Source organism: Streptomyces sp. Tu 2975, from assembly GCF_009832925.1.
Taxonomy (GTDB): domain Bacteria; phylum Actinomycetota; class Actinomycetes; order Streptomycetales; family Streptomycetaceae; genus Streptomyces.
Genome location: NZ_CP047140.1, coordinates 6933903 through 6957625, shown reverse-complemented (window position 1 = coordinate 6957625; position 23723 = coordinate 6933903). Strand labels below are relative to the sequence as shown.

General features: G+C 70.9%; 23 protein-coding genes. 6 read left to right on the top strand and 17 right to left on the bottom strand.

The window, feature by feature from the left end; genetic code table 11:
• The first annotated feature begins 11 nt into the window (after window positions 1-11).
• Both GLX30_RS31250 and GLX30_RS31245 read left to right on the top strand, forming a co-directional pair.
• Window positions 12-1376: a dipeptidase gene (locus GLX30_RS31250; RefSeq protein WP_159694302.1), complete on the top strand. Its 1365-nt coding sequence runs from the start codon at window positions 12-14 to the stop codon at window positions 1374-1376.
• A 65-nt stretch (window positions 1377-1441) separates the two neighbouring features.
• Window positions 1442-2134: an MBL fold metallo-hydrolase gene (locus GLX30_RS31245; protein ID WP_159694301.1), complete on the top strand. Its 693-nt coding sequence runs from the start codon at window positions 1442-1444 to the stop codon at window positions 2132-2134.
• Between the two features lie 93 nt (window positions 2135-2227).
• Here the strand turns inward: GLX30_RS31245 and GLX30_RS31240 are convergent, their stop codons facing one another.
• Entirely contained in the window at window positions 2228-2959 is a 732-nt protein-coding gene (locus GLX30_RS31240; protein WP_159694300.1) for an SDR family oxidoreductase, read from the bottom strand.
• Between the two features lie 253 nt (window positions 2960-3212).
• Window positions 3213-4256 carry an NUDIX domain-containing protein gene (locus GLX30_RS31235; RefSeq protein ID WP_159694299.1) on the bottom strand — a complete coding sequence of 348 codons (1044 nt, stop codon included), beginning with the start codon at window positions 4254-4256 and terminating at the stop codon, window positions 3213-3215.
• A 159-nt stretch (window positions 4257-4415) separates the two neighbouring features.
• On the opposite strand from GLX30_RS31235, the gene GLX30_RS31230 reads away from it, so the two are divergent.
• The gene (locus GLX30_RS31230) at window positions 4416-4595 is read left to right on the top strand and encodes a hypothetical protein (protein WP_159694298.1); all 180 of its coding nucleotides are present in this window, start codon (window positions 4416-4418) and stop codon (window positions 4593-4595) included.
• Window positions 4596-4607: 12 nt separating this feature from the next.
• On the opposite strand, the gene GLX30_RS31225 is transcribed toward GLX30_RS31230, so the two are convergent.
• The 3 genes from GLX30_RS31225 to GLX30_RS31215 are packed head-to-tail and all read right to left on the bottom strand — an operon-like array spanning window position 4608 to window position 7758.
• The gene (locus GLX30_RS31225) at window positions 4608-5528 is read right to left on the bottom strand and encodes a carbohydrate ABC transporter permease (RefSeq protein WP_159694297.1); all 921 of its coding nucleotides are present in this window, start codon (window positions 5526-5528) and stop codon (window positions 4608-4610) included.
• The gene (locus GLX30_RS31220; protein WP_159694296.1) at window positions 5525-6451 is read right to left on the bottom strand and encodes a sugar ABC transporter permease; all 927 of its coding nucleotides are present in this window, start codon (window positions 6449-6451) and stop codon (window positions 5525-5527) included. The genes GLX30_RS31225 and GLX30_RS31220 overlap by 4 nt, the downstream gene beginning before the upstream one ends.
• Window positions 6451-7758 carry an ABC transporter substrate-binding protein gene (locus GLX30_RS31215; RefSeq protein WP_244258333.1) on the bottom strand — a complete coding sequence of 436 codons (1308 nt, stop codon included), beginning with the start codon at window positions 7756-7758 and terminating at the stop codon, window positions 6451-6453. Before GLX30_RS31215 ends, GLX30_RS31220 begins: the two co-directional genes overlap by 1 nt.
• 206 nt (window positions 7759-7964) lie before the next feature.
• On the opposite strand from GLX30_RS31215, the gene GLX30_RS31210 reads away from it, so the two are divergent.
• A complete protein-coding gene (locus GLX30_RS31210) occupies window positions 7965-8843 on the top strand; it encodes a sigma-70 family RNA polymerase sigma factor (RefSeq protein ID WP_159694295.1) in 879 nt (292 codons plus the stop codon).
• Window positions 8844-9264: 421 nt separating this feature from the next.
• Here the strand turns inward: GLX30_RS31210 and GLX30_RS31205 are convergent, their stop codons facing one another.
• Window positions 9265-10227: an ROK family protein gene (locus GLX30_RS31205; RefSeq protein WP_159694294.1), complete on the bottom strand. Its 963-nt coding sequence runs from the start codon at window positions 10225-10227 to the stop codon at window positions 9265-9267.
• Between the two features lie 225 nt (window positions 10228-10452).
• Here GLX30_RS31205 and GLX30_RS31200 point away from each other — a divergent pair, with 225 nt between their 5' ends.
• A complete protein-coding gene (locus GLX30_RS31200; RefSeq protein WP_159695342.1) occupies window positions 10453-11433 on the top strand; it encodes a LacI family DNA-binding transcriptional regulator in 981 nt (326 codons plus the stop codon).
• 29 nt (window positions 11434-11462) lie between these two features.
• Here the strand turns inward: GLX30_RS31200 and GLX30_RS31195 are convergent, their stop codons facing one another.
• The 6 genes from GLX30_RS31195 to GLX30_RS31170 all read right to left on the bottom strand — a co-directional run bounded on the left by GLX30_RS31195 (window position 11463) and on the right by GLX30_RS31170 (window position 17867).
• Window positions 11463-13301, bottom strand: a complete 1839-nt coding sequence (locus tag GLX30_RS31195) for a serine/threonine-protein kinase (RefSeq protein ID WP_159694293.1) — start codon at window positions 13299-13301, stop codon at window positions 11463-11465.
• A gap of 74 nt (window positions 13302-13375) precedes the next feature.
• A complete protein-coding gene (locus GLX30_RS31190) occupies window positions 13376-14665 on the bottom strand; it encodes an aldolase/citrate lyase family protein (protein WP_159694292.1) in 1290 nt (429 codons plus the stop codon).
• A gap of 171 nt (window positions 14666-14836) precedes the next feature.
• Window positions 14837-15799, bottom strand: coding sequence for an electron transfer flavoprotein subunit alpha/FixB family protein (locus GLX30_RS31185; RefSeq protein WP_159694291.1), 963 nt, complete (start codon window positions 15797-15799; stop codon window positions 14837-14839).
• Window positions 15800-15856: 57 nt separating this feature from the next.
• Entirely contained in the window at window positions 15857-16642 is a 786-nt protein-coding gene (locus GLX30_RS31180; protein ID WP_159694290.1) for an electron transfer flavoprotein subunit beta/FixA family protein, read from the bottom strand.
• Between the two features lie 195 nt (window positions 16643-16837).
• A complete protein-coding gene (locus GLX30_RS31175) occupies window positions 16838-17344 on the bottom strand; it encodes a flavin reductase family protein (protein ID WP_159694289.1) in 507 nt (168 codons plus the stop codon).
• Between the two features lie 196 nt (window positions 17345-17540).
• On the bottom strand, window positions 17541-17867 hold the full coding sequence (locus GLX30_RS31170; protein WP_244258332.1) for a thioredoxin family protein: 327 nt from the start codon (window positions 17865-17867) through the stop codon (window positions 17541-17543).
• 256 nt (window positions 17868-18123) lie between these two features.
• On the opposite strand from GLX30_RS31170, the gene GLX30_RS31165 reads away from it, so the two are divergent.
• Window positions 18124-18846 (top strand): lysophospholipid acyltransferase family protein, encoded by a 723-nt coding sequence (locus GLX30_RS31165; protein WP_159694288.1) that lies wholly within the window; start codon window positions 18124-18126, stop codon window positions 18844-18846.
• Between the two features lie 25 nt (window positions 18847-18871).
• Here the strand turns inward: GLX30_RS31165 and GLX30_RS31160 are convergent, their stop codons facing one another.
• The 5 genes from GLX30_RS31160 to GLX30_RS31140 form a co-directional block, all read right to left on the bottom strand.
• Window positions 18872-19570 carry a phenylalanine--tRNA ligase beta subunit-related protein gene (locus tag GLX30_RS31160; RefSeq protein WP_159694287.1) on the bottom strand — a complete coding sequence of 233 codons (699 nt, stop codon included), beginning with the start codon at window positions 19568-19570 and terminating at the stop codon, window positions 18872-18874.
• Window positions 19571-19589: 19 nt separating this feature from the next.
• Window positions 19590-20177, bottom strand: a complete 588-nt coding sequence (locus tag GLX30_RS31155; RefSeq protein WP_159694286.1) for a transglutaminase family protein — start codon at window positions 20175-20177, stop codon at window positions 19590-19592.
• Window positions 20178-20248: 71 nt separating this feature from the next.
• A complete protein-coding gene (locus GLX30_RS31150; RefSeq protein WP_159694285.1) occupies window positions 20249-21334 on the bottom strand; it encodes a low specificity L-threonine aldolase in 1086 nt (361 codons plus the stop codon).
• Entirely contained in the window at window positions 21313-22068 is a 756-nt protein-coding gene (locus GLX30_RS31145; RefSeq protein ID WP_159694284.1) for an SDR family NAD(P)-dependent oxidoreductase, read from the bottom strand. Before GLX30_RS31145 ends, GLX30_RS31150 begins: the two co-directional genes overlap by 22 nt.
• A 26-nt stretch (window positions 22069-22094) precedes the next feature.
• Complete coding sequence (locus tag GLX30_RS31140) at window positions 22095-23492, bottom strand: DUF6421 family protein (RefSeq protein ID WP_159694283.1); 1398 nt, start codon at window positions 23490-23492, stop codon at window positions 22095-22097.
• Window positions 23493-23723: the final 231 nt, after the last annotated feature.

Here is a 23723-nt window from a genome sequence, read left to right as displayed (position 1 = left end):
GGAGCGTGCCCATGACCGCCGTACCGATCGCAGAAACCGTCGCTTCGCTGCTTCCCCGCGCCAAGGCGGAGCTCGCGGAACTGGTGGCGTTCCAGTCGGTCGCGGACCCGGCGCAGTTCCCGAAGAGCGAGTGCGAGGCAGCGGCCGCATGGGTGGCGGGCGCCCTGACCGCGGAGGGCTTCGCGGACGTGGCCGTCCTGGACACCCCCGACGGCACCCAGTCCGTCTACGGCTTCCTGCCCGGCCCGGCCGGCGCCCCGACCGTGCTGCTGTACGCGCACTACGACGTGCAGCCGCCGCTGGACGAGGCGGCGTGGATCTCTCCGCCGTTCGAGCTGACCGATCGGGACGGCCGTTGGTACGGGCGCGGCGCCGCGGACTGCAAGGGCGGCTTCATCATGCACCTGCTCGCGCTGCGCGCCCTCAAGGCGAACGGCGGCGTGCCGGTGAGCGTCAAGGTCATCGTGGAAGGCTCGGAGGAGCAGGGCACCGGCGGTCTGGAGCGGTACGCCGAGGCCCACCCCGAGTTGCTGGCCGCGGACGCCGTCGTCATCGGCGACACGGGCAACTTCCGTGTCGGTCTGCCCACGGTCACGGCGAGCCTGCGCGGCATGACGCTGCTGCGGGTGCAGATCGACACCCTCGGGGGCAATCTGCATTCCGGGCAGTTCGGCGGCGCGGCCCCGGACGCGCTGGCCGCACTCATCCGGGTGCTGGACTCGCTGCGGGACGAGGACGGCTCCACGACCGTGGACGGGCTCGCGGCGGACGCGACGTGGGACGGGCTCGCCTACGCGGAGGAGGACTTCCGCAGGGACGCCAAGGTACTCGACGGGGTGGGTCTGATCGGCGAAGGCACGGTCGCGGACCGGATCTGGGCCCGGCCCGCCGTGACCGTGCTGGGCATCGACTGCCCGCCCGTGGTGGGCGCGACGCCGTCGGTGCAGGCGTCGGCGCGGGCGCTGATCAGCCTGCGTGTGCCGCCGGGCCAGGACGCGGCGGAGGCGAACAAGCTGCTGACCGCGCACCTGGAGGCGCACACGCCGTGGGGTGCGCGGGTGGCCGTCGAGCAGATCGGCCAGGGCCAGGCGTTCCGTGCGGACGTGACGAGCCCCGCGTACGCGTCCATGGCCGAGGCGATGAAGGTGGCGTACCCGGGTGAGGAGATGCAGGCCGCGGGCATGGGCGGCTCGATCCCGCTGTGCAACACGCTCGCCGCTCTGTACCCGGAGGCGGAGATCCTGCTGATCGGCCTGAGTGAGCCGGAGGCGCAGATCCACGCCGTCAACGAGAGCGTGTCGCCCTCGGAGCTCGAGCGGATGTCGGTCACGGAGGCGCTGTTCCTGGGCAACTACGCCCGATCGAAGCGGAGCTGACCTCCGCGGATCTGCCGAGAGCAGAGATCCGTGCGGCGGGCCGTGCGCCTGCGTAGGTTCGCCGCATGGACTTCATCCAGGTGTCGCCCTGGCTGTACATGGTCCGCTTCCCGATCGGTCAGGCGTACGTGTGGCGCGACGGCGACGATCTCACGCTGGTCGACGCGGGGCAGGCGGGCTGCGCACCGCTGATCGAGGAGGCGCTGCGCGGTGCCGGGCTGGATCCGGCGCACATCCGGCGGATCGTCCTGACGCACTGCCATCGCGACCATGTGGGCGCGGCCGGGGAGTTGGCGGAGCGGTACGGCGCCGAGGTGCTCGCGCACCGGCTGGATGCCCAGGTGGTGCGGGGCGAGCGCCCGGTGCCGGACCCGGTCCTGCTGGACTGGGAGGTTCCGTTGTACGAGCACGGGCTGACCGTACCGCCGGCGCCGCCCACCCGGGTGGACCGCGAGCTGGAGGACGGTGACGTGCTGGACTTCGGTGACGGTGCGCGGGTGGTGCACTCCCCCGGGCACACCGACGGCTCGATCGGCGTCCATCTGCCGGCGCACGGGGTGCTGTTCACTGGGGACTGCGTCGCCGGTGTCGGCGAGGTGATGCTGGGGGTGTTCAACGTGGACCGGGCGGCGGCGCTGGCGTCGATGCGCCGCCTCGCGTCGCTCGCGCCGTCCACGGTCTGCTTCGGGCACGGGGAGCCGCTCACCGAGGACTCCGCCGCGGTGCTGCTGGCCGCGGCCGCGGCGGCCACCGGCTGAGGGCCGCCGTCCCGCACCGCTGAGCTGACCGAGCGGTGCAGCCGGGCCGGATGGGCTTGCGAGGGTTGCGCGGCGGCAGCTCCACGAGTGCGTTCAGTCGACGACGGCACCGCCGGTGAGATTGACCTCGGTGGCGGTCATGGTCGGCGCGCGGTCGGAGGCGAGGAAGGCTGCGGCGTAGGCGACGTCTTCGAGACGGGGCCTGCGGTGGAGCAGAGTCGCGGTCGCCTCAGGGTCGTCCTCGGGCCGGTCGGACGGATCGGGCGAGCCGGGAGAGAGCAGCCAGGCTGCCCGGATACCGTGCGGGCCGAGTTCTCCGGCGAGCTGGCGGCACAGACCGGAGAGGGCGGACCAGGCAATATGGGAGCCGCCGAGGCCAGGGATGGCTTCTCGGCCGCCGCCCATGGCCAGGATCACCCCGGTGTGGCGGGGGATCATATGGCGGGCGACGGCGGTGGCGAGAGTCAAGTGGGTGGAGACTGCCTTGATGACGGGGCGCAGCACGTCTTCGTCGGCCATGTCGACCAGCGGGGTGCCGTGCAGGTCGTCGTTGGACGTGGCGTTGAAGGCGACGTCGATCCCCGCGGAGTGCCGGGCGACGGCGTCGGCGTGCTGCTCGACCGCGGCGCGGTCGGTCGCGTCGAGCGTGGCGACCTCGACGCGACCCCCGGCTTCGGCGATGGTGCCGGCCAGCTCCTCCAGAGGTGCGCGGGTGCGCCCGACCAAGTGGACCGCGGCGCCTTCGCCGGCGAAGACGCGGGCGACCGCGGAGCCGATCGCTCCGGCGCCGCCGTAGACGATGGCGGTCTTGTTCTCCAGCAGCATGGCACTCCCTACTTCATCGAGGTTCGACCAACGGGGCGCAGCTGCACTGCGCTCGCGGGGCCGGTACCCGTCAACCGCGTGAACAGCTTTCCGGGCCGCTTCCGACTCATTTGATCCCGCCGCGCCTCCGTCCGCTCCTGGAGCGGTGCGCCTGCCCCGGCGCCGCAGTCGCCCGACACGTCACGGATCGCGCCCGTCACGCGGACACGGGCTGTGCACCTCTCGGGGCCAGGTCAACGGCAGGGTCCGAGTGTCAGGAACCGCCGACGGGGACGCCCGCCTCCAGGTTGAGGACCGTTCCCCGCTCGCGGGCACGCAGGGCCCAGCGCAGCCGCTCGTAACGGTTGGGCGGCAGCATGACGGCCGCTTCTTGCTCGGTGGCGAACTTCCAGCCGCGGAGTTCGGAGCCGGGGAGCAGTACGCGTCCGGCGTCGGCGTCGGGGAGCCGCCCGCCGTCGAACAGCAGCCGCAGCCCGCCGAAGCGGGGCGGCTCCGGCGGCTCCCAGTCGACGAGCAGAAGCCGGGGCACCTCGGGCAGTTCGATGCCGAGTTCCTCCGCGACCTCCCGCATGCCCGCGCGGGCGGGCGCCTCGCCGTGTTCCACGACGCCGCCGGGGAACTCCCAACCGGGCTTGTAGGTCGGGTCGACGAGGAGCACCCGGTCGTGCGCGTCGAAGAGCAGCACACCGGCGGCGAGGGTCTCGGCCGTCGGTTCGGGCGTCTGGACGATGTCGCTGACCGGTGCCGCGCCCGTGCGTACGGCTTCGGCGACGGCCGCGGCGACCGCCCCGGTGCCGAGGCGGCTGTTGTCTATCACGTGCGCGTCGCCCGCAAGCCAGCCGAGCGCGGCCTGATATCGCTCGATGTTCCCGACGGCCCACCGGCGGACGCGTTCGTTCTCCTCCGCGTCGCCCGGGAACACTTCGCGGGCGGCTATCCGCTCGCGCAAAATCGTTTCAGCAGGTGCCAGCAGCACATGCCGCACCGCTATCCGGCGAGAGGCGAGGCCGCCGAAGATCTCGTCACGGTAGTCCTGGCGCAGCAGGGTCATGGGCGCCACCAGCACACCCCCCAGCTCGGCCAGCAGGGCGGCCGCCGTGTCGACCACGAGCCGCCGCCAGATGGGCAGGTCCTGGTAGTCGTCGACCTCGGCCAGCCGCTTGGGCGGCAGCAGGTGGCGCATGCCCGCGCCGATCAGTTCGGGGTCGAACAGTGTGCTGTTCGGGATCAGGTCGATCAGTTCGCGTGCGGTACTGCTCTTGCCCGCTCCGAACGCACCGTTGATCCAGACGATCACGGGTCCCCCTCTTCCGTAGCCCACAGTGGATTGCCCGCAACACCCTGCCACGCAAACCCGGTACCGGAACCGGTTGGCCGGGCAGGCACTCCAACTGTGGCCGGGCCGTGACACCTGCCGGGGACCGTCGTTGGAGCGGGAGAGACGAGGGAGTGCGTCATGCGCCGCACAGTGTTGGAGAAGTTCCCGGCGGGTGATCCGCGGGGTAGTCGGCAGGCGGAGGAGTACGCCCGCCACCGCAGGGACGAGGGTCTGGCTGCGGAGGTCGTGATGGACCTGGACTCGGACGCGTTCCTGGTCGTGGTGCCGCAGCAGCAGAGCTCGGAGCGGGACTGGTGACGGCCCCGCGGCTCACCCCTTGGTGGAGCCCAGCGTGAGCCCGGCGATGAAGTGCCGCTGGAGTAGCAGGAAGACGACGAGCGTGGGGAGCGCCACGATCACGGATCCCGCCGCCAGCAGGTTGTAGTCCGTGAAGAACTGGCCGCGCAGGTTGTTCAGCGCCGAGGTGATGGGCAGCTTGTCGCCGTCGGAGATGAAGACCAGCGCCCACAGGAAGTCGTTGTACATCCAGGTGAACTGCAGCGTGCCCAGCGCCGCGAGCGCGGGCCGGCACAGCGGCAGCGTGACCCGCCAGTACTGGGTCCACACGCCCGCGCCGTCCACGATCGCCGCCTCGAGGATCTCCTGCGGCAGGGTGCGCATGAAGTTGGCGAGAACGAAGACGCAGAACCCGGTCTGGAAGCCGGTCTGCACCAGCACCACGGCCCAGTACGAGTCGAACATCGTCATCGAGTCGGACATCCAGTAGGGCAACGGGATGCGGTTGAACAGCACGTACAGCGGGGTGACGATGACCTGCTGGGGCAGCAGGTTGCCGGCGGTGAAGAGCATGAGCAGCACGATGGATCCGCGCAGCCGCAGCCGGGCGACGGCAAAGGCGACGAACGAGGCGAAGAAGAGCGCGAGCAGCACCCCGGGGACGGCGATGATCAGGGTGTTGACGAAGTATTTCGTCATCCCCGAGTCGGTGAAGGCCTGTCGGTAGTGGTCCAGGGACAGGGTGTCCGGCCAGGAGAAGTATCCGTGCTCGGAGGTCTCCTCGTACGGCCTGAGTGAGGCGTACACCGCGAGGATCAGCGGGGCGAGGAAGGCCAGCGACACGGCCATCAGGAAGGCGTGCACCCCGTACCGGCCGGGACCGCGCCGGCGCGGGCTCCGTACGGGGGCCACCGCTCGGGTGCGGGTGGGCGGCGGAGCGGTGTCGAGGGTCATCGGTTCTTCTCCCCACGCATCTCCTGGACCAGGAACGTCACGACGGACCCCATGGACACGAGCAGCAGCACCACGGCGATGGCCGAACCGAACCCGATCCGGCTCGCCTCTCCGATGATGTTGTCGGTGACGAGGACGGAGAGCAGTTCCAGGCCGTTGCGGCCCTTGTTGACGGCGTAGACGATGTCGAAGGCGCGCAGGGCCTCGATGACCGTGATGACACCGACGATGATGTTGACGGGGCGCAGGGTCGGCAGGACGACGCGGAAGAAGGTCTGGGTCCCGCTCGCGCCGTCGATGGCCGCCGCTTCCTTGAGGGAGGGGTCGACGGCCTTCAGCCCGGCGAGGTAGAGGATCATCACGTATCCGGTGTGGCGCCAGGCCGCGGCCAGCAGGATCATCCAGATGTTCAGATCGGGGTCGCCGAGCCAGTCGGTGAGGTCGCCGCCGCCTCCGAGGACGGCGTTGAGTGCGCCTTGGTCGCGCGAGAAGACGAGCTGGGCGATGAATCCGACGACGGCCAGGGACAGGACGACGGGCATGTACAGGGCCGACTGGTAGAAGCGGCTGAACCGCACACCCCGGTCGACGAGTACGGCGAGCAGCAGTCCGAACGGCGTCGACACGAGCCCGAGGAAGGCCAGCCAGAGCACGTTGTGCCGAACGGCAGGCCAGAAGGCCGGGTAGTTGGTGAAGAGGTTCTCGTAATTGTCCGTACCGACCCAGGAGATGTCCCCGATGCCGTCCCAGCTGGTGAAGGACAGCACCACGGACGCGAGTGCCGGGCCCCAGACGACGAAGACGTCCAGCAGGACCGGTATGCCGAGGAGCACGCCGATGACCCCGGCATCGCGGCGGGTGAAGCGTCGCCGTCGCTCGGCGGTGTTCGTCGGCACGGGCGGCCGTTCCCTCACGGCGGGCATCAGTCGGCTGCGAAGATCGTCTTCTTCTGCCGCTCTATTCCGTTGACCAGACCGTCCACGTCCTTCGGGTCGTTGATGAAGCTCTGGATGGCGGGGATCATCACCACCGAGGAGAAGTCCGGCCGGGTGTCACGGTCGAGGAACTGGGAGATCTGCTTCGCTCCGGAGACCAGTTCCACGGCCTTCTTCTGGATCGCGGTGTACTTCGAGGTGTCGGCCCGGTCGCTGACGGCGATGTTGTTCGGGTCGCCCGCCAGGTAGATGTCCTCCGCCTCGCCCGTGGCGAGCCACGTGAGCAGATCCTTGGCGCTCTCCATCACCTTGTCCTGTTTCAGGGACTTGGACTTCTTGGCCAGCAGGAAGCCGTCGATGGGCGCCTCGACGGCGTCCTGGCCGTGCTCCGGGTTGATCACCGGGAACGGGAAGAAGTCGATGTCGCCCTGCTCCTCGGCGGGGAACTGCTGGCCTGGGTGCGGGAGTCCGAAGACGGCCATCCCCGTCTCCCTCTTCTGCAGGCTGGTGGCCGCCTCCTGCCAGGTGCGGCCGTTGGCCGCGGGCTGGCAGTACGGAAGCAGACTGCGCCAGGTGTCGAAGACCTCCCTGACCTCCTTGCCCGTCCACGCCTCCTCGCCGGCCATCAGCCGCCGGTGGAACTCGTAGCCGTTGGTCCGCATGTTGATGTAGTCGAACGTGCCCATGGCGGGCCAGCCGTCCTTGTCGCAGAACGCGATGGGGACAAGCTTGTCCTTCTGCATCTGCCTGGCGAGCGCGATGTACTCGTCGAGGGTCCGGGGCGCCTCGTACCCGCGCTCTTCGAAGACGCTCCGGCGGTGGAACACCGCCCACGGGTAGTAGTAGTACGGCGTGAGGTACTGCTTGCCGTCCTCGCCCGTCGACTGCGCCTTGAGCGCGGGCGAGAAGCCCTCGTACGACCGCCAGATGTCGCTGATGTCGTGCAGCAGCCCCTTCTGGGCGAAGAACTGCATGCGGTAGCCGGCGAACCACATGAAGACGTCGTCGGGCTTGCCCTGGAGATAGCGGTTGATGTTCTCCTGGAAGGTGTTGTGGTCGACGGTGTTGACCTTGACCTTCCGCCCTTCCTTCGACTGCTTCTCGTAGGCGGCGAAGGCGGCGGCGAAGGCCTTCTTCGGTACCGGGTCCGAGGAGTTGGACCCCAGGCGAACGGTTCTGCCGTCGCCTCCGGGGCCACTCCCGCACGCGGCGAGCACCGCGGGCAACGCGACCGCGCCGGCGCCTGCCGCCGCGCCCCTCAGCAGACTCCGCCGGGACACCGATAACTGCGCCATGTTGCCTCCTCGGGCTGCAACCCAACACAACCGAACGCGAGGCTTGGATCTCACCCTCAACCAGGCATGTCGTCAAGGGTTTGAACGACACTTCCCCAACAGACTCCAACAAGCCCTACCGAAAGCGCCCGCCCCGATTGCTGTCACACATCGGCGCTCTCCCCGGGGTCTACTTCCATGACACCCCGAGGAAGGAACGAGACGCAGTGGACGAGCGCGCATGGTCGAAGGAGCACTTCGAGGAGCACCGGCCCCGCCTGCACGCGGTGGCCTACCGGATGCTCGGCTCCGCGAGCGAGGCGGAGGACGCCGTGCAGGAGGCTTGGCTCCGCGTCGACCGCGCGGAAACGAGTGACATCGAGAACCCCGGCGGATGGCTGACCACGATCGTGGCACGGGTGTGCCTGAACATGCTCCGCAGCCGCGGAGGACGCCGCGAGGAACCGCTCGAGCCCTCGACCGTCGACAAGGCCGACGGACCCGACCCGGAACAGGAGGCGCTGCTGGCCGACTCGGTCGGACTGGCGCTGCTGGTGGTGCTCGACATGCTGTCGCCCGCCGAACGGCTCGCGTTCGTGCTCCACGACATGTTCGCCGTGCCCTTCGACGAGATCGCCCCCATGATCGAGCGGTCCCCCACCGCGACCAGGCAACTGGCGAGCCGCGCCCGCCGACGGGTCAGGGGTACGGCGCCGGCGCCGGAGGCCGACCGGAACCAGCAACGCCGGGTCGTCGAGGCGTTCCTCGCCGCCGCCCGCGGGGGCGACTTCGACGCGCTGGTGTCGGTGCTCCATCCGGACGTGGTCTTCCGCGCGGACCGGGCCGTCGGCCCGACCCCGGAGCCGGTCGTGTTCCACGGTGCGGAGGCTGTGGCCAGGGGCGCGTCGACCGCCTCGGAGCGGGTCCGCTTCAGCGAACCGGCCTTGGTGAACGGCTCGGTCGGCCTCGTGATGGCGCCGCGCGGTCGGCTCTTCCTGGTCCTGGAGTTCACGGTCGAGGACGACAAGATCTCCGCGATCGACGTGATCGCGGAGCCGGACCGCCTCCGCGAGGTACACCTGGCCCTCCTCGACAGCCCTGCGTGACAACGCGGTTCGACGCGCGAGCCCACGCTTGAGCGGCCGTCATGTGAGCCCGCGTTGAGCGACCACCGGCCGATGGGGCCTGTCCGGCGTGAGGGGGGCGGGGTCGTAGGAGGGGGGTGTCCGGAAGTAAAGCGTCGCAACTCGCGCGCAGCGCGGTGAGGACAGCCATTCCGGACACCCCCCTCCGGAGGCCCCGACACCCGGCACCCACCACCGGTGCAGCCACGCCCCGCAAGGGGCGACACGCACCGGCGCGGGCCCAGCCCGCAGGGACGCACGCACCAGGACCGGGCCCAGCCCGCAGGGGGCGCAACGCCCCGGCCCCGGGCTGGCCCCGCAGAGGCCAACCCACCGGCGCGGGCCAAGCCCCGGGGCGCAACGCACCCGAACCTGGCCACGCCCGATACCCCCGAAACGCGCCTCAGCCCCGCCCCACCGCCAGCGCCGCCTCCCCCCGCCCCAGCATCGCCGCGGCCGCCGCGCCCACCAGCCCGGCGTCCGTACCGGTCACCGCGGGCGCGACGGTCAGCCGCTGGACGAAGGAGAGCGCGGCGTAGTCGCGCAGCGCACGCCGCAGCGGGCCGAACAGAACGTCGCCCGCTCCGGCGACCCCACCACCGACCACGGCGATCTCGATCTCGACGAGCGTGGCGGTAGCGGCGATGCCCGCGGCGAGGGCCTGCGCGGCGCGCTCGTACGAGGCGGTGGCGACGGGGTCGCCGGCGCGCGCCGCTTCCGCGACGGCCGCGGCGGACGTGTCTCCGCCGGGCGCCGGCCGCCAGCCGTTCTCGAGCGCCCGGCGGGCGATGTTGGGTCCGCTGGCGATGCGTTCGACGCAGCCGCGCCCGCCGCAGGGGCACGGGTCGCCGTCGAGGTCGACGCTGATGTGGCCGATGTGCCCGGCGTTGCCCGTCGGTCCGGCGTGCGGCTTGCCGCCGAGCACCAGGCCGCCGCCGACGCCGGTGGAGACGACCAGGCACAGCGCGTTGTCGTGGCCGCGGGCGGCGCCCTGCCAGTGTTCGGCGGCGGTCATGGCGACACCGTCGCCGACGAGGGTGATCGGCAGGTGGCGGCCGATGGCCTGCGACACGCGGTCGACGAGCGGGAATCCGCGCCATCCGGGCACGTTGACCGGGCTGACCGTACCGGTGGAGGCGTCGACCGGGCCGGCGCTGCCGATGCCGAGCGCCGTGGCCCGGACCCACAGCGGTGAGGCCGTCAGCTCGGCGAGGACGTTCTCGACCGCGTGCATCACCGTCTCGCCGTCGTCGTGGGCGGGGGTGGGGCGCTGGGCGCGGTGGAGAATCGCGCCGTTGCCGTCCACCAGCGCGCCGGCGATCTTGGTGCCGCCGATGTCGAGAGCGGCGACGAGGCTGTTATGCATCGGTACGGGATCCCCCGGGAGCTGTCGGACCTGCGGTTTCCATAACAGTCTCCATTCCCCTGACAACGTTGTCCAGGGCCTATGCTCGACGCCACACGCTACAAATACGAAGAACGTGACCGCCGAGACCCCGAAGGACAGCGCACTGTGGCCGATTCGACCCGTCCCCCGACGCCTCCGGGCGGCCCTCGCGGCCCCGAGCCCCGCTACGGGAACCGGCCCACGATGAAGGATGTGGCGGCACGGGCCGGCGTAGGGCTGAAGACGGTGTCGCGCGTGGTCAACGGCGAGCCCGGTGTCACTCCGGACACCGAGCGCCGGGTGCAGGAAGCGATCGAGTCCCTCGGCTTCCGCCGCAACGACAGCGCGCGCGTGCTGCGCAAAGGCCGCACCGCCTCCATCGGCCTCGTTCTCGAGGATCTCGCCGACCCGTTCTACGGTCCGCTGAGCCGCGCGGTCGAGGAGGTCGCGCGGGCCCACGGAGCGCTGCTCATCAACGGCTCCAGCGCCGAGGACCCGGAGCGGGAGCAGGAGCTGGCGCTGGCGCTGTGCGCCCGCCGGGTGGACGGTCTGATCGTGATTCCGGCGGGCGACGACCACCGCTATCTGGAGCCGGAGATGAAGGCGGGTGTGGCCACCGTGTTCGTCGACCGTCCGCCGGGCCGGATCGACGCGGACGTGGTGCTCTCCGACAGCTTCGGCGGCGCGCGGGCCGGTGTGGCGCATCTGATCGCGCACGGCCACCGCCGTATCGCCTTCATCGGCGACCAGCCGCGCATCCACACCGCCGTGGAGCGGCTGCGCGGCTACCGGGCCGCCATGGAAGACGCGGGTCTGGTGACGGACGACTCGTGGGTAGCCCTCGGCTCGACGGCCCCCGAGCGGGTGCAGGAGGCGGTGAAGTCGGTGCTGGCGGGCCCCGAGCCGGTCACCGCGATCTTCGCCGGCAACAACCGGGTGACGGTGACCGCCGTGCGCGTCCTCGCGGGCCACGACCGACGCGTCGCCCTCGTCGGGTTCGACGACATCGAGCTCGCGGACCTGCTCGGCATCACCGTCATAGCCCAGGACGCCGCGGCGCTGGGGCGCACCGCGGCGGAGCGGCTGTTCCGCAGGCTCGACGGCGTGAACGACGAGCCGGCCCAGGTGGCGCTGGAAACGGTGCTCGTGCCGCGCGGCTCCGGAGAGATCCCGCCGCCGTCCTGACCGGGCGGGCCCGGCCGGGACGGCAGGGGTCAGCAGACGGGGAGGCCCGGTACCGGCTCGTCGTTGGCGCCGCCCTGGACGTAGACGTCGCTCACCCAGACGTTGCGGTTGCCGCTGTCGTCGTCCGTCTTGGCCCACCAGACGTTGGTCCACTCGCCGGAGGTCTCGCGGCGGCCGAGGTTCGACTGGCAGTAGAAGTAGTTGGTGCCCGCGTCGAGGACACCGACCTGGGCGCCGCCGTCGTTGTAGGACTGCGCGGTCTTCCACACCCGGCAGTTGTACTTGCCGGCGCCGATCGCGTGGCAGGCCGGTGCGGGCTCGGCGTCGCCGCCGCCTGTCGTGCCGCCTCCGCCGGTCGCTCCGCCGCTGGTCGAACTCTCTCCGGTGGACCCGCCCGTGGAACCGCCGGAGGCGCCGCCGTCGGAGCCACCGTCCGCGCCGCTCCCGCTTCCGCCGGTCGTTCCTCCGGCGTCCGATCCGGCCGCTGTGTCGCCTGGCGCGGGCGCCTTCGAGGACGGCGACGGGGGCGTCTTCCCGTTCGTACCCTTGTCGTCGGACCCGCTGTCGGCGGTCGGGGACCGCTCGCCCGCCGGGCCGGTACCCGGCGTGTCACCGGAAGGGTTCCCACCGGCTGAGGGGCCGGCGGCCTCGCCGCCCGCGAGTTCGCCACCGGTGCCGCTGCCGTCGTTGCCGACGAGCGCGTACGTCACGCCGCCACCGGCGAACAGGACCGCGGCGACCGCCGCGGCGATCATCACTTTGCTGCGACCGTGCCGTACCGGTCGGCCGTCGGAACGGCCGAAGGGTTCCGCGGTCCCAGCGGCGCCCGCCCCGGGGGTGCCGGCTCTCTGCGGCGGATACGACGTCGCTGGACCGGGCACCGCACCGCCCGTGGCGGGCGCGGACTCGGCGGGACCGAAGCCCTGCGGCTGGTACGGCGCCGCGTTGAGCACCGTCGGCACCCTGGGCGGCACCTGGTCCCGCGGCCCGTCCGCCGCCGGCCCGAGCGGCGCCGTGTGTCCGGCGGGATCCTCCCCGGCGGCGACGGCCGACAGCATCCGCGCCGCCGCGTCGGCGCCGGGCCGCTGCGCCGGGTCCTTTTGCATCAGCTGCCGCAGTACCGGCGCGAGCGGACCGGCGCTGCGGGGCTCCGGCAGCGGCTCGGCGACGATCGCGGTGAGCGTCGACCAGGTGGAGGTGCGGCGGAACGGCGAGGAACCTTCGACCGCCGCGTACAGGGTGGCGCCGAGCGCCCACACGTCGGAGGCCGGACCCGGGTCGTGGCCCTGGGCGCGCTCGGGTGCCAGATAGTCGAGGGAGCCCACGATCTCCCCGCTGCGGGTGAGATGGGACGTGGAGCCGTCGCCTGGATCGTCCATCGCCGCGATGCCGAAGTCGGTGAGCACGACACGGCCCGAGCGGTCCAGCAGGACGTTGCCGGGCTTGACGTCCCGGTGCAGCACGCCGGCGCGGTGCGCGGCGCCGAGCGCCTCGAGCACGCTCGCGCCGATGCGGGCGGCCTCCCGCGGGTCCATCACGCCGCGGGTGTTCAGCACGTCGTCGAGCGAAGGGCCGTCGACGAGTTCCATGACGATGACCGGCCGGCCCTCGTGCTCCGCGACGTCGTGCACGGCGATGACGCCGGGATGCCGGACGCGGGCGGCGGCCCGGGCCTCGCGCTGCATCCGCACGGTCAGGTCGGCCAGTTCGGGCGCCGACGAGTCGGTGTACGTGCGCAGTTCCTTGACGGCGACCTCGCGCCCGAGCACCTCGTCGACCGCCCGCCAGACGACGCCCATGCCGCCGCGGCCCAGCTGTTCGACCAGCCGGTAGCGCCCGGCCAGCCGCTCGTTCTCCCCCGTTGACACCGCTGCCCCGCTCCTCGTGTCCGAAAGTGACGGATCACAGACTAGAGGGGGCAGCGCACAGCGGACGCCGGGTATTACCCGGCTGTGGCGGTCAGGTCGCCGCGACGCGGCCGGGCGAAGCGGTCGAGAGCGGCGCGGTCGAGGCCGGTCAGGCCGCTGACCTCCGCCTCGTCGAGGGCGCCGCAGTCGATGCCGCGCAGCAGGTAGGAGCTGAGCGCCTTGGCGGTGGCGGGCTCGTCCATCACGTCGCCGCCCACATGGCCGGCGTAGGCGGCGAGGCGGGCCGCTGCCTGCTCGAAGCCCTCGCGGTAGAACGCGAACACGGCGGCGTACCGGGTGGGAAGGTGGCCGGGGTGCATGTCCCAGCCCTGGTAGTAGGCGCGGGCGAGGGCGCGGCGGGTCAGGCCGTAGTGGAGGCGCCAGGCGTCGTGGACCTTCTCGGCGGGCCCGACGGGCAGCACGTTGGTTGATCCGTCGCACACGCGTACTCCGGTGCCGGCTGCGGCCACCTGCATGACGGCCTTGGCGTGGTCGGCGGCGGGGTGGTCGCTGGACTGGTAGGCCGCGCTGACGCCGAGGCAGGCGCTGTAGTCGAAGGTGCCGTAGTGGAGTCCGGTGGCCCGGCCCTCGGCCGCGTCGATCAGCCGGGCGACGGTGGCGGTGCCGTCGGCGGCGAGGATCGACTGGCTGGTCTCGATCTGGATCTCGAAGCCGATGCGGCCGGGCTCCAGGCCGCGGGCCTTCTCGAACTCCTCGACGAGTCGCACCATGGCGGTGACCTGCTCGGTGTAGGTGACCTTGGGGAGCGTCAGGACGAGCCCGTCGGGCAGCCCGCCGCGTTCGATCAGGCCGGTGAGGAAGATGTCGAGGGTGCGGATGCCGCGGTCGCGTACGGCGGCCTCCATGCACTTCATGCGGATGCCCATGTACGGGGCGGCGGTGCCCTGTTCGTAGGCCTCGGAGATCAGCCGCGCGGTGCGTGCGGCGTCGGCATCCTCGTCGGTGCCGGCGTAGCCGTCCTCGAAGTCGACGCGCAGGTCCTCGATCGGCTCGCGCTCCAGCTTGGCGCGGACGCGCGTGTACACGGGCTCCGCGAGCTCGTCCGCGAGGCCGAGTACGCGCGCGAAGGTGCGGGCGTCGGGCGCGTGCTCGTCGAGCGCGGCGAGTGCCTGGTCGCCCCACGAGCGGATCGTGCCCGCGGCGAAGTCGCTGCCGGGGACGTAGACGGTGTGGACGGGCTGGCGGGTGCCCGGATCTCCGGGGTAGCGGCGGGCGAGTTCGGCGTCCACCGTCGCCAGGGAGGCGCTGATGCCCTCGCTGACCGCGCCCGCGAGGCTCGTCGCCACCTTCTCCTGCTGACCCATTCCCACACCCTCCGCACACTTCGGGATCCGTGGTTTCCGCATCACGGATTCAACATTCTGTTGAATGAAGTTAATGGGCGGCCGTGATCTGCGTCAATGGTCCCCCGGAACGGACCGGGGCCGCGCGGTGGAGAACCACCGCGCGGCCCCGGGCCGAAAAGAACCTGCAGATCAGCCCTTGCGGGTCTTGACCTCTTCGGTCAGCTGCGGGACGACCTCGAAGAGGTCGCCGACCACGCCGTAGTCGACCAGGTCGAAGATCGGGGCCTCGGCGTCCTTGTTGATGGCCACGATGGTCTTCGAGGTCTGCATGCCCGCGCGGTGCTGGATCGCGCCGGAGATGCCGGAGGCGATGTACAGCTGCGGCGACACGGACTTACCGGTCTGGCCGACCTGGTTGGTGTGCGGGTACCAGCCGGCGTCGACGGCGGCGCGCGAAGCACCCACGGCGGCACCGAGGGAGTCGGCGAGCGCCTCGATGATCGAGAAGTTCTCGGCGCCGTTGACGCCACGGCCGCCGGAGACGACGATCGCGGCCTCGGTCAGCTCCGGGCGGCCGGTCGACTCACGCGGGGTGCGCGAGACGACCTTGGTGCCCGTGGCCTTCTCGGAGAAGGAGACGGACAGCGCCTCGACGGCGCCGGCAGCCGGGGCGGCCTCCACGGCGGCCGAGTTGGGCTTGACCGTGATGACCGGGGTGCCCTTGGTGATGCGGGACTTGGTGGTGAAGGACGCGGCGAACGCGGACTGCGTCGCGACCGGGCCCTCGTCGCCGGCCTCGAGGTCGACGGCGTCGGTGATGATGCCGGAACCGATACGGACCGCGAGGCGGGCCGCGATCTCCTTGCCCTCGGCGGAGGACGGGACGAGCACGGCGGCCGGGGAGACGACCTCGTACGCGGCCTGCAGCGCGTCCACCTTCGGGACTACCAGGTACTCGGCGAACTCGGGGGCGTCGGCCGTGAGCACCTTCACCGCGCCGTGCTCGGCGAGCGCGGCGGCGGTGTTCTCGGCACCGGAGCCGAGAGCGACGGCGACGGGCTCGCCGATGCGACGGGCCAGCGTCAGCAGCTCCAGGGTGGGCTTGCGGACGGCGCCGTCCACGTGGTCGACGTAGACGAGAACTTCAGCCATGGGACTTCTTCTCTCCTGCTTGCGAAGTATGAAGGGGGCGGTAGAGGGCCGAAGCCTCTAGATGAACTTCTGGCTCGCGAGGAACTCCGCGAGCTGCTTGCCGCCCTCGCCCTCGTCCTTGACGATCGTGCCGGCGGTGCGGGCCGGGCGCTCCGCGGCCGAGTCGACCTTGGTCCAGGCGCCCTCGAGGCCGACCTCTTCCGCGTCGATCTCGAGGTCCTCGAGGTCCAGGGACTCCACCGGCTTCTTCTTGGCGGCCATGATGCCCTTGAAGGACGGGTAACGGGCCTCGCCCGACTGGTCCGTCACGGACACGACCGCCGGCAGGGACGCCTCGAGCTGCTCGCTGGCGGTGTCGCCGTCGCGGCGGCCCTTCACGGTGCCGTCCTCGACGGAGACCTCGGAGAGCAGGGTGACCTGCGGGACGCCCAGACGCTCGGCGAGGATCGCCGGCAGCACGCCCATGGTGCCGTCGGTGGAGGCCATGCCGGCGATGACCAGGTCGTAACCGGTCTTCTCGATCGCCTTCGCGAGCACCAGCGAGGTGCCCATGACGTCGGAGCCGTGCAGGTCGTCGTCCTCGACGTGGACGGCCTTGTCGGCACCCATGGACAGCGCCTTGCGCAGCGCGTCCTTGGCGTCCTCGGGGCCGACGGTCAGCACGGTGACCTCGGCATCGTCCGCCTCGTCCGCGATCTGCAGCGCCTGCTCGACCGCGTACTCATCCAGCTCCGACAGCAGGCCGTCGACGTCGTCGCGGTCGACGGTCAGGTCATCGGCGAAGTGCCGGTCGCCGGTGGCGTCGGGCACGTACTTCACACAGACAACGATCCTCAGGCTCACGCCGGCTCTCCTACTGCATCGTCTCTACTGGACTGCCTTGTGAACGCAGCATAGGCGTCCGATGGGGCGGATCCCGGTCGGGGCGGGCCGCGCTCCGAACGAAATATTACTCGTCAGTACACCCAGTGTGTTCCCGCTAAGCAAGCGCTTTGCACTGTGACCTTGACAACGGAGTGTCCGCCGCCTCCGTACAGTTCACTCCCGCAGAGCGGTGAAGCGTCCCTGGTGGTAAAGCAGTGGCCGGCCGCCGCCCGCCGGATCCCCTACGACCGCCTCGGCGATCACGATGCGATGGTCACCCGCGGGCACCCGGGCCACGACCCGGCACACCATCCAGGCAAGCACACCGTCCAGCACGGGGACACCTTCCGGCCCGACACGCCAGCTCGTCGGCGGTGCGAAGCGGTCGGCGCCGCTGCGGGCGAAGGTGGCGGCCAGGTCGCGCTGATGCTCGCCGAGTATGTGCACGCCGACATGTCCGGCCTCCGCGACGACGGGCCAGCTGGAGGAGCCGGTGCCCACACCGAACGAGATCAGCGGCGGCTCGGCCGCTACGGAGGTGAGCGAGGTCGCGGTGAATCCGACCGGACGCGGGCCCGCCGCGGTGATCACCGCCACACCTGCGGCGTGCTGCCGGAAGACCGAGCGCAGGAGGTCGGGAGAGGCGAGCTGAGCGGCGCCGAGATCGGGCGAGGCCGTCATCGAGTGTTCCTTCTTGGGGAGCGGACTATGCGACTGCGGCTGCACGGGCAGCCTGACAGCGAGCGCTCGCGTCACGGGAGAGATCGGCATGAACCCGCCCGTCGAGAAGGAGTTCTGGAAGCACGGAAGCCAGCCTGGCGATACATGGCGTACACAGTCAAGTGCGCCCCGGAAGGTGCGACCAGGGTCACGGGCGTCATATCGCCCGCCCCAGCGCGGCGATGACATCGGCTTTACGAGGCGTGCCGGACGCCCTGGTGACGATCCGTCCGGCGGCGTCGAGCACCAGCACGGTCGGCGTGCTCTCGATGCCGAGTTCGCGTACAAGGGCGAGACGGTCCTCGGCGTCGATCTCGACATGGACGACTCCGTCGACCATCGCGACGATGTCGGCGAGGATGCGCCGGGTGGCACGGCAGGGCTGACAGAAGGCGGTGGAGAACTGGACGAGAGTGGCGCGCTCGCCCCGTCGTCGGCCCAGCTCCGGCGCGCCCAGCCGTCGTTCCGCGTCCTGTCCGCGCACCGTCTCCGCCTTCCGCCGTGCTCCGTGCGTCCACTTCCCCGAAGTGCAGCGTTCCCGGCCAGGCGGGGATTCCCGCAGGCCGCGCCGGTGGCGGGGTTCCCGTCCACGAAGTGACGAGAATCTCGCGCCCGCGGCGGTCCAGGACTGGTCAGCACGGCGCACATGGGGCACGATCGGCCCAAAGCCGAAAACCTACGGCTGCGTAACTTCCAACCGGGCGAACCCTCCCCGGGCGTGACGAAAGGGTCCTCCCCCCATGGCAGAGCTCGTCTATCGGCCGGTCATCGGCGCCGCTCTCACGATGTTCAAGGCGCTCGACCTGAAGATCGACACTCAGGGGTCGGAGAACATTCCGCGCACCGGCGGAGCGGTGCTGGTCAGCAATCACATCAGCTATCTGGACTTCATCTTCACCGGCCTCGGCGCCCTGCCGCAGAAGCGTCTGGTGCGCTTCATGGCGAAGGAGTCGGTCTTCCGCCACAAGATCTCCGGCCCGCTGATGCGGGGGATGAAGCACATCCCCGTGGACCGCAAGCAGGGCGAGGCGGCGTACGCGCACGCGCTGGACTCGCTGCGCTCCGGCGAGATCGTCGGCGTCTTCCCCGAGGCGACGATCTCCCAGTCGTTCACGCTCAAGTCGTTCAAGTCGGGTGCGGCGCGGCTCGCACAGGAGGCGGGCGTCCCGCTGATCCCGATGGCTCTGTGGGGCACGCAGCGGCTGTGGACCAAGGGCCGGCCGCGCAACTTCAAGCGCTCCCACATCCCTGTGACCATCCGCGTCGGCGAGCCCCTCGAGGCGCCCACCGACCAGTACGCCGGCGCGATCACCCGGCGGCTGCGCGAGCGCGTCCAGGACCTGCTCGAGGCCGCACAGCGCGCCTACCCCGTGCGCCCCAGGGACGCGGCCGACACCTGGTGGGTGCCCGCCCACCTCGGCGGCACGGCCCCCACGCCCGCAGAGGTCCGCGAGGCGCACTGAGCGCCCGCCTGCCCGGACAGCACGCCTAGGGCCTGTCCGGGTCATGAACGGTGACCCGCGCCCCCGGGCTCAGCTTCGCCAGCGATTCGGCGAGTTCGGCGGCTGCGGCCGCCGCCTCGTCGCCCGCCGCGGGGCCCATCCCTTCGAGCAGGAACAGGGCGTTCACCGAGTCCTCCGTAAGCCGGGTGCGCACCCCCTGGCGCCAGTTCCAGCGCCGGCAGGTGACACCCTCGTCGTCGCACCAGACGACCTCGCCGGGCTCCGGGTGTTCGATGGTCTCCTCGCCGCCCGCCACGGTGACGAACGGTTCCCGCCCTGTGGCCCTGACGAGTCTCACGCCGCCCTTGATCCGGTCGGTGTCCTCGCCGCCGACGGGGATCAGGTGCGCCACGCTGATGGCGTTGTAGGCGTCGACCAGGACGTTGATCCGCGGCAGACCACCGTCCGCGAGCGCCCTCCGGGCCAGTGCCTCCGCCGAGTTGCGGGTGCGGGACGGCTTGGCGCCGAACGCCGCGTAGGCCTCGCGCCAGGCGGCCATGCCGGGATCCTCGTAGGGCGCCCGCCCGTCGAGGCGGCCGGCGAGCCGGCGCGCGGCCTCGTCGAGGAGCGCCGAACTGACCTCGTTGCTGGGTCCGTTGGTGAGCCCGTGCGCCTCGACGGCGACAAGGGTGAAGCCCGGCGCGAGCGCGCGCACGTCGTCGGACACGGTGAGGCGGAGAGTCATCGTCTGCTTCCTCGAACTTCTAGAGGGAGGTCGGGAGCGTCTGCCACAGACGCGCCCGGTCGGGAGCCTTGCGGAGGGCTTCCAGGACCACGGGGTGCGGTGCAGCATAGAGTACCGGGTAGTCCAAATCACTGGACTCCGGTCGCGGCGTGAACGGCAGCCGCTCCCCCGTCAGCGAGAACGGCACGGACCCACCGGGCCGGCCGCCCCTGGGGTCCTGACGGTGCCAGGCCCCATGGAAGCGCACCGCCACCAGGCCGTGCACCACCCCCTCCAGCCGCTGGTAGCACAGGGCAGCCGGGATGTCCTCGGCGCGCAGCAGCGCGGCCAGCGCGTGGGACTTGGCGTAGCAGATGCCGGTGCGCCGCCGCAGTACGTCGGAGGCGCGCCAGGTGACCCGCGGGTCGCCCGTGTCGTGCGAGTGGGGTACGGCGTCACGGACGTACTCGTACGCAGCCTGGGCGTATACGTATGAATCGGCTGCTTGGCGCGCCAGGTCGGCGGCGACCTCTCGAACGATCGGGTGGTCGTGGTCGATGACATCGTCAGCAGCCAAATAGGCCGAAAGCCCGGGTCTCGCTGGATGAACTCCATGGCCGGGGAGCATAGAAAGACGACCGACCGACAGTCAATGACTTATCGGTCGGCCGTATATTTATGCAGGCGAAAGGACCTTGCTCAGGGTCGGCGCGCCATCTCTTCCTTGAGCGCCTGGAGGAAGGAGTCCACGTCGTCCTCCGTGGTGTCGAACGAGCACATCCAGCGCACGTCGCCGGCCGCCTCGTCCCAGAAGTAGAACCTGAAGCGCTTCTGCAGCCGCTCGCTGACGTCGTGCGGCAGCCGCGCGAAGACGGCGTTCGCCTGCACCGGGTAGAGGATCTCCACCCCGTCCACCGCGCGCACACCGTCCGCGAGCCGCTGGGCCATGGCGTTGGAGTGCCGGGCGTTGCGCAGCCACAGGTCCTTGGCGAGGAGCGCCTCCAACTGCACGGAGACGAAGCGCATCTTCGAGGCGAGCTGCATGGAGAGTTTGCGCAGATGCTTCATGTGGCTGACCGCGTCCGGATTCAGGACGACGACCGCCTCGCCGAAGAGCATGCCGTTCTTCGTGCCACCGAAGGACAGGACATCGACCCCGACGGCGTTGGTGAAGGCCCGCATGGGCACGTTCAGAGAAGCCGCGGCGTTGGCTATGCGGGCCCCGTCGAGATGGACCTTCATGCCGTGGCCGTGGGCGTGGGCGACGATCGCGCGGATCTCGTCCACGGTGTAGACGGTGCCCAGCTCGGTGTTCTGGGTGATCGACACCACCTGCGGCATGGCCCGGTGCTCGTCGTCCCACCCCCACGCCTGCCGGTCGATGAGCTCGGGCGTGAGCTTGCCGTCCGGCGTGGGCACGGTCAGCAGCTTCAGCCCGCCCATGCGCTCCGGCGCGCCGCCCTCGTCGACGTTGATGTGGGCCGACTCGGCGCAGATCACGGCGCCCCAGCGGTCGGTGAGCGCCTGGAGCGCGGTCACGTTGGCGCCCGTGCCGTTGAAGACCGGGAAGGCCTCGGCCGTCGGGCCGAAGTGACTGTGGACGACACGCTGGAGGTGGTCGGTGTACTCGTCCTCGCCGTAGGCGACCTGGTGGCCGTCGTTGGCGAGGGCGAGCGCGGCGAGGATCTCCGGGTGGGCACCCGCGTAGTTGTCGCTGGCGAAACCGCGCACGGACGGGTCGTGGTGGCGCCGTGCGTCGGTCTTTACGGTTCGGGGGTCAGCCACAGACGCTGTCCATTCACTTCCTGAGCGGGGCGGCCCCAGAGTCCGGTGATGGCGTCGGCCAGCTCCGTCACGTCGGTGAAGCCCGCGAACTTCGCATTGGGACGCTCGGCGCGCATGGCGTCGTGCACCAGTGCCTTGACGACCAGGATGGCAGCAGCGGCCTTCGGGCCCTGCTCGCCCCCCGCCTTGCGGAACGAGTCGGCGAGGGCCAGCGTCCACGCCTCCGCGGCGGCCTTGGACGCCGCGTACGCCGCGTTGCCCGCCGTGGGCCTGCTCGCTCCTGCAGCGCTGATCAGCAGGTAGCGGCCCTTGTCGCTACGCATCAGACCGTCGTGGAAAGCGAGCGACGTGTTCTGGACGGTGCGGATCAGCAGCTTCTCCAGCAGCTCCCAGTCGGCGGGGTTGGTCTCGGTGAACGAGGCGCTGCCACGCCAGCCGCCCACCAGGTGGACCAGCCCGTCGATCCGGCCGAACTCCTTCTCCGTCTTGTCGGCCCACTCGCGGGCGGCGCCCAGGTCGAGCAGGTCGACGGTGTCACCGGTGACGGTGGCTCCGCCGTGGGCGTACCTGGCCGCGTCCACGGCCTCGGCGAGCCTCTGGGCGTCGGCGTCGGAGGCGACGACCACGGCGCCCGCCTCGGCGAGCCGGAGCAGGGTGGCCCGGCCCGCGGGACCGGCCGCGCCGGCCACCGCGATCACCGCACCTTCCAGGGCGCCACTGCCGTTGGTTTCCATGCTGGTCGCCTCCTCGGTTCGAGAGCTCACGCGGCAGCCCCCGGAGCGGAAGCGGCGGTGATCCCCTTGGTGGAGGCGATCACGTTCTTCAGCTTCTTGGAGAGCGCCTCATAGAACATGCTCAGCGGAAACTCGTCCGGAAGCACGTCATCCACGAGCTTACGAGGCGGCAGCGTCAGGTCGAGAGCGTCGGGGCCCTTGGCCCAGCGCGACCCGGGGTGCGGGGCGAGGTAGGTGGAGACCAGGTCGTACGCGGCGAACCAGTGGACCAGCTTCGGCCGGTCGATGCCTTCGCGGTAGAGCGTCTCGATCTCGCCGCAGAGCTGGTTGGTGACCTGCGGGGCACGCTCCCAGTCGATCTTCAGGGTGTTGTCGGTCCAGCGGACGACGTCGTGCTTGTGCAGGTAGGCGAAGAGCAGCTGGCCGCCGAGGCCGTCGTAGTTGCGCACCCGGTCACCGGTCACCGGGAAGCGGAACATGCGGTCGAAGAGCACCGCGTACTGCACGTCACGGCCGTGCGGGTTGCCCTCGGCCTCCAGCTTCACGGCCTCCTTGAAGGCGGTGAGGTCGCAGCGCAGCTCCTCCAGGCCGTACATCCAGAACGGCTGGCGCTGCTTGATCATGAACGGGTCGAAGGGCAGGTCGCCGTGGCTGTGGGTGCGGTCGTGCACCATGTCCCAGAGCACGAAGGCCTGCTCGCACCGTTTCTGGTCGGCGACCATCTCCCGGATGTCCTCGGGCAGTTCCAGACCGAGCACCCGCACGGCCTCGTCGGTGACGGCGCGGAAGCGGGCGGCCTCGCGGTCGCAGAAGATCCCGCCCCAGGTGAAGCGCTCCGGGGCCTCGCGCACGGCGATGGTCTCGGGGAAGAGCACCGCGGAGTTGGTGTCGTAACCGGCGGTGAAGTCCTCGAACGTGATGCCGCAGAAGAGCGGGTTGTCGTAGCGGGTGCGCTCGAGCTCGGCGAGCCACTCGGGCCACACCATCTTGAGGACGACCGCCTCGAGGTTGCGGTCGGGGTTGCCGTTCTGCGTGTACATGGGGAAGACGACCAGGTGCCGCAGTCCGTCCTCACGGGAGGCGGCCGGCTGGAAGGCGAGCAGCGAGTCCAGGAAGTCCGGCACGGTGAAGCCCGCGTCGGCCCACTTGCGCAGGTCGGCGACGAGGGCGCGGTGGTACGCCGCGTCGTGCGGGAGCAGCGGGGAAAGGTCCTCCACCGCGCCGATCACACGCTTCACGGCGGCCTCCGCGTCCGTGCGGGAGGGCGCGCCGTCAGCGCCGAAGTCGATCGAGCCGTCCTGGGACTGCCAGGGGCGGATCTCTTCGACGGCATTCTTGAGCAATGTCCAGCTCGGACGGCCTACCACCGGGCCGGCGTGGGATATGCCCCCTGCAGCCACGTCCTGCACAAGAATTTCCGTCATGTCACTTCCTCCACAGGAGAACCTCGCGTCAAGACACCGTATCCATGTGCGGTTCTCACCCACAAGTGCGGGTGGGGGAAATTATCCTGCGCGACCCCTATGATCGCCGCAGTTTTTGCGGTGGCGGGTGCTCATGGCGACCACATCGGTGCCCACCGGGGCCGGAAGGGTCCGTCCGCGTCAAGCTCCCGGAGGACTCGCCCACGCACGGGTGAAGGGGACCTGGGCCCT

Excerpts from the sequence above, each read along its gene's own strand:
- GLX30_RS31250 (WP_159694302.1), top strand. The coding sequence starts at position 12 with ATGACCGCCGTACCGATCGCAGAAACCGTCGCTTCGCTGCTTCCCCGC.
- GLX30_RS31245 (WP_159694301.1), top strand. The coding sequence starts at position 1,442 with ATGGACTTCATCCAGGTGTCGCCCTGGCTGTACATGGTCCGCTTCCCG.
- GLX30_RS31240 (WP_159694300.1), bottom strand. The coding sequence starts at position 2,959 with ATGCTGCTGGAGAACAAGACCGCCATCGTCTACGGCGGCGCCGGAGCG.
- GLX30_RS31230 (WP_159694298.1), top strand. The coding sequence starts at position 4,416 with ATGCGCCGCACAGTGTTGGAGAAGTTCCCGGCGGGTGATCCGCGGGGT.
- GLX30_RS31225 (WP_159694297.1), bottom strand. The coding sequence starts at position 5,528 with ATGACCCTCGACACCGCTCCGCCGCCCACCCGCACCCGAGCGGTGGCC.
- GLX30_RS31220 (WP_159694296.1), bottom strand. The coding sequence starts at position 6,451 with ATGCCCGCCGTGAGGGAACGGCCGCCCGTGCCGACGAACACCGCCGAG.
- GLX30_RS31215 (WP_244258333.1), bottom strand. The coding sequence starts at position 7,758 with ATGGCGCAGTTATCGGTGTCCCGGCGGAGTCTGCTGAGGGGCGCGGCG.
- GLX30_RS31205 (WP_159694294.1), bottom strand. The coding sequence starts at position 10,227 with ATGCATAACAGCCTCGTCGCCGCTCTCGACATCGGCGGCACCAAGATC.
- GLX30_RS31200 (WP_159695342.1), top strand. The coding sequence starts at position 10,453 with ATGAAGGATGTGGCGGCACGGGCCGGCGTAGGGCTGAAGACGGTGTCG.
- GLX30_RS31190 (WP_159694292.1), bottom strand. The coding sequence starts at position 14,665 with ATGGGTCAGCAGGAGAAGGTGGCGACGAGCCTCGCGGGCGCGGTCAGC.
- GLX30_RS31185 (WP_159694291.1), bottom strand. The coding sequence starts at position 15,799 with ATGGCTGAAGTTCTCGTCTACGTCGACCACGTGGACGGCGCCGTCCGC.
- GLX30_RS31175 (WP_159694289.1), bottom strand. The coding sequence starts at position 17,344 with ATGACGGCCTCGCCCGATCTCGGCGCCGCTCAGCTCGCCTCTCCCGAC.
- GLX30_RS31165 (WP_159694288.1), top strand. The coding sequence starts at position 18,124 with ATGGCAGAGCTCGTCTATCGGCCGGTCATCGGCGCCGCTCTCACGATG.
- GLX30_RS31160 (WP_159694287.1), bottom strand. The coding sequence starts at position 19,570 with ATGACTCTCCGCCTCACCGTGTCCGACGACGTGCGCGCGCTCGCGCCG.
- GLX30_RS31155 (WP_159694286.1), bottom strand. The coding sequence starts at position 20,177 with ATGCTCCCCGGCCATGGAGTTCATCCAGCGAGACCCGGGCTTTCGGCC.
- GLX30_RS31145 (WP_159694284.1), bottom strand. The coding sequence starts at position 22,068 with ATGGAAACCAACGGCAGTGGCGCCCTGGAAGGTGCGGTGATCGCGGTG.
- GLX30_RS31140 (WP_159694283.1), bottom strand. The coding sequence starts at position 23,492 with ATGACGGAAATTCTTGTGCAGGACGTGGCTGCAGGGGGCATATCCCAC.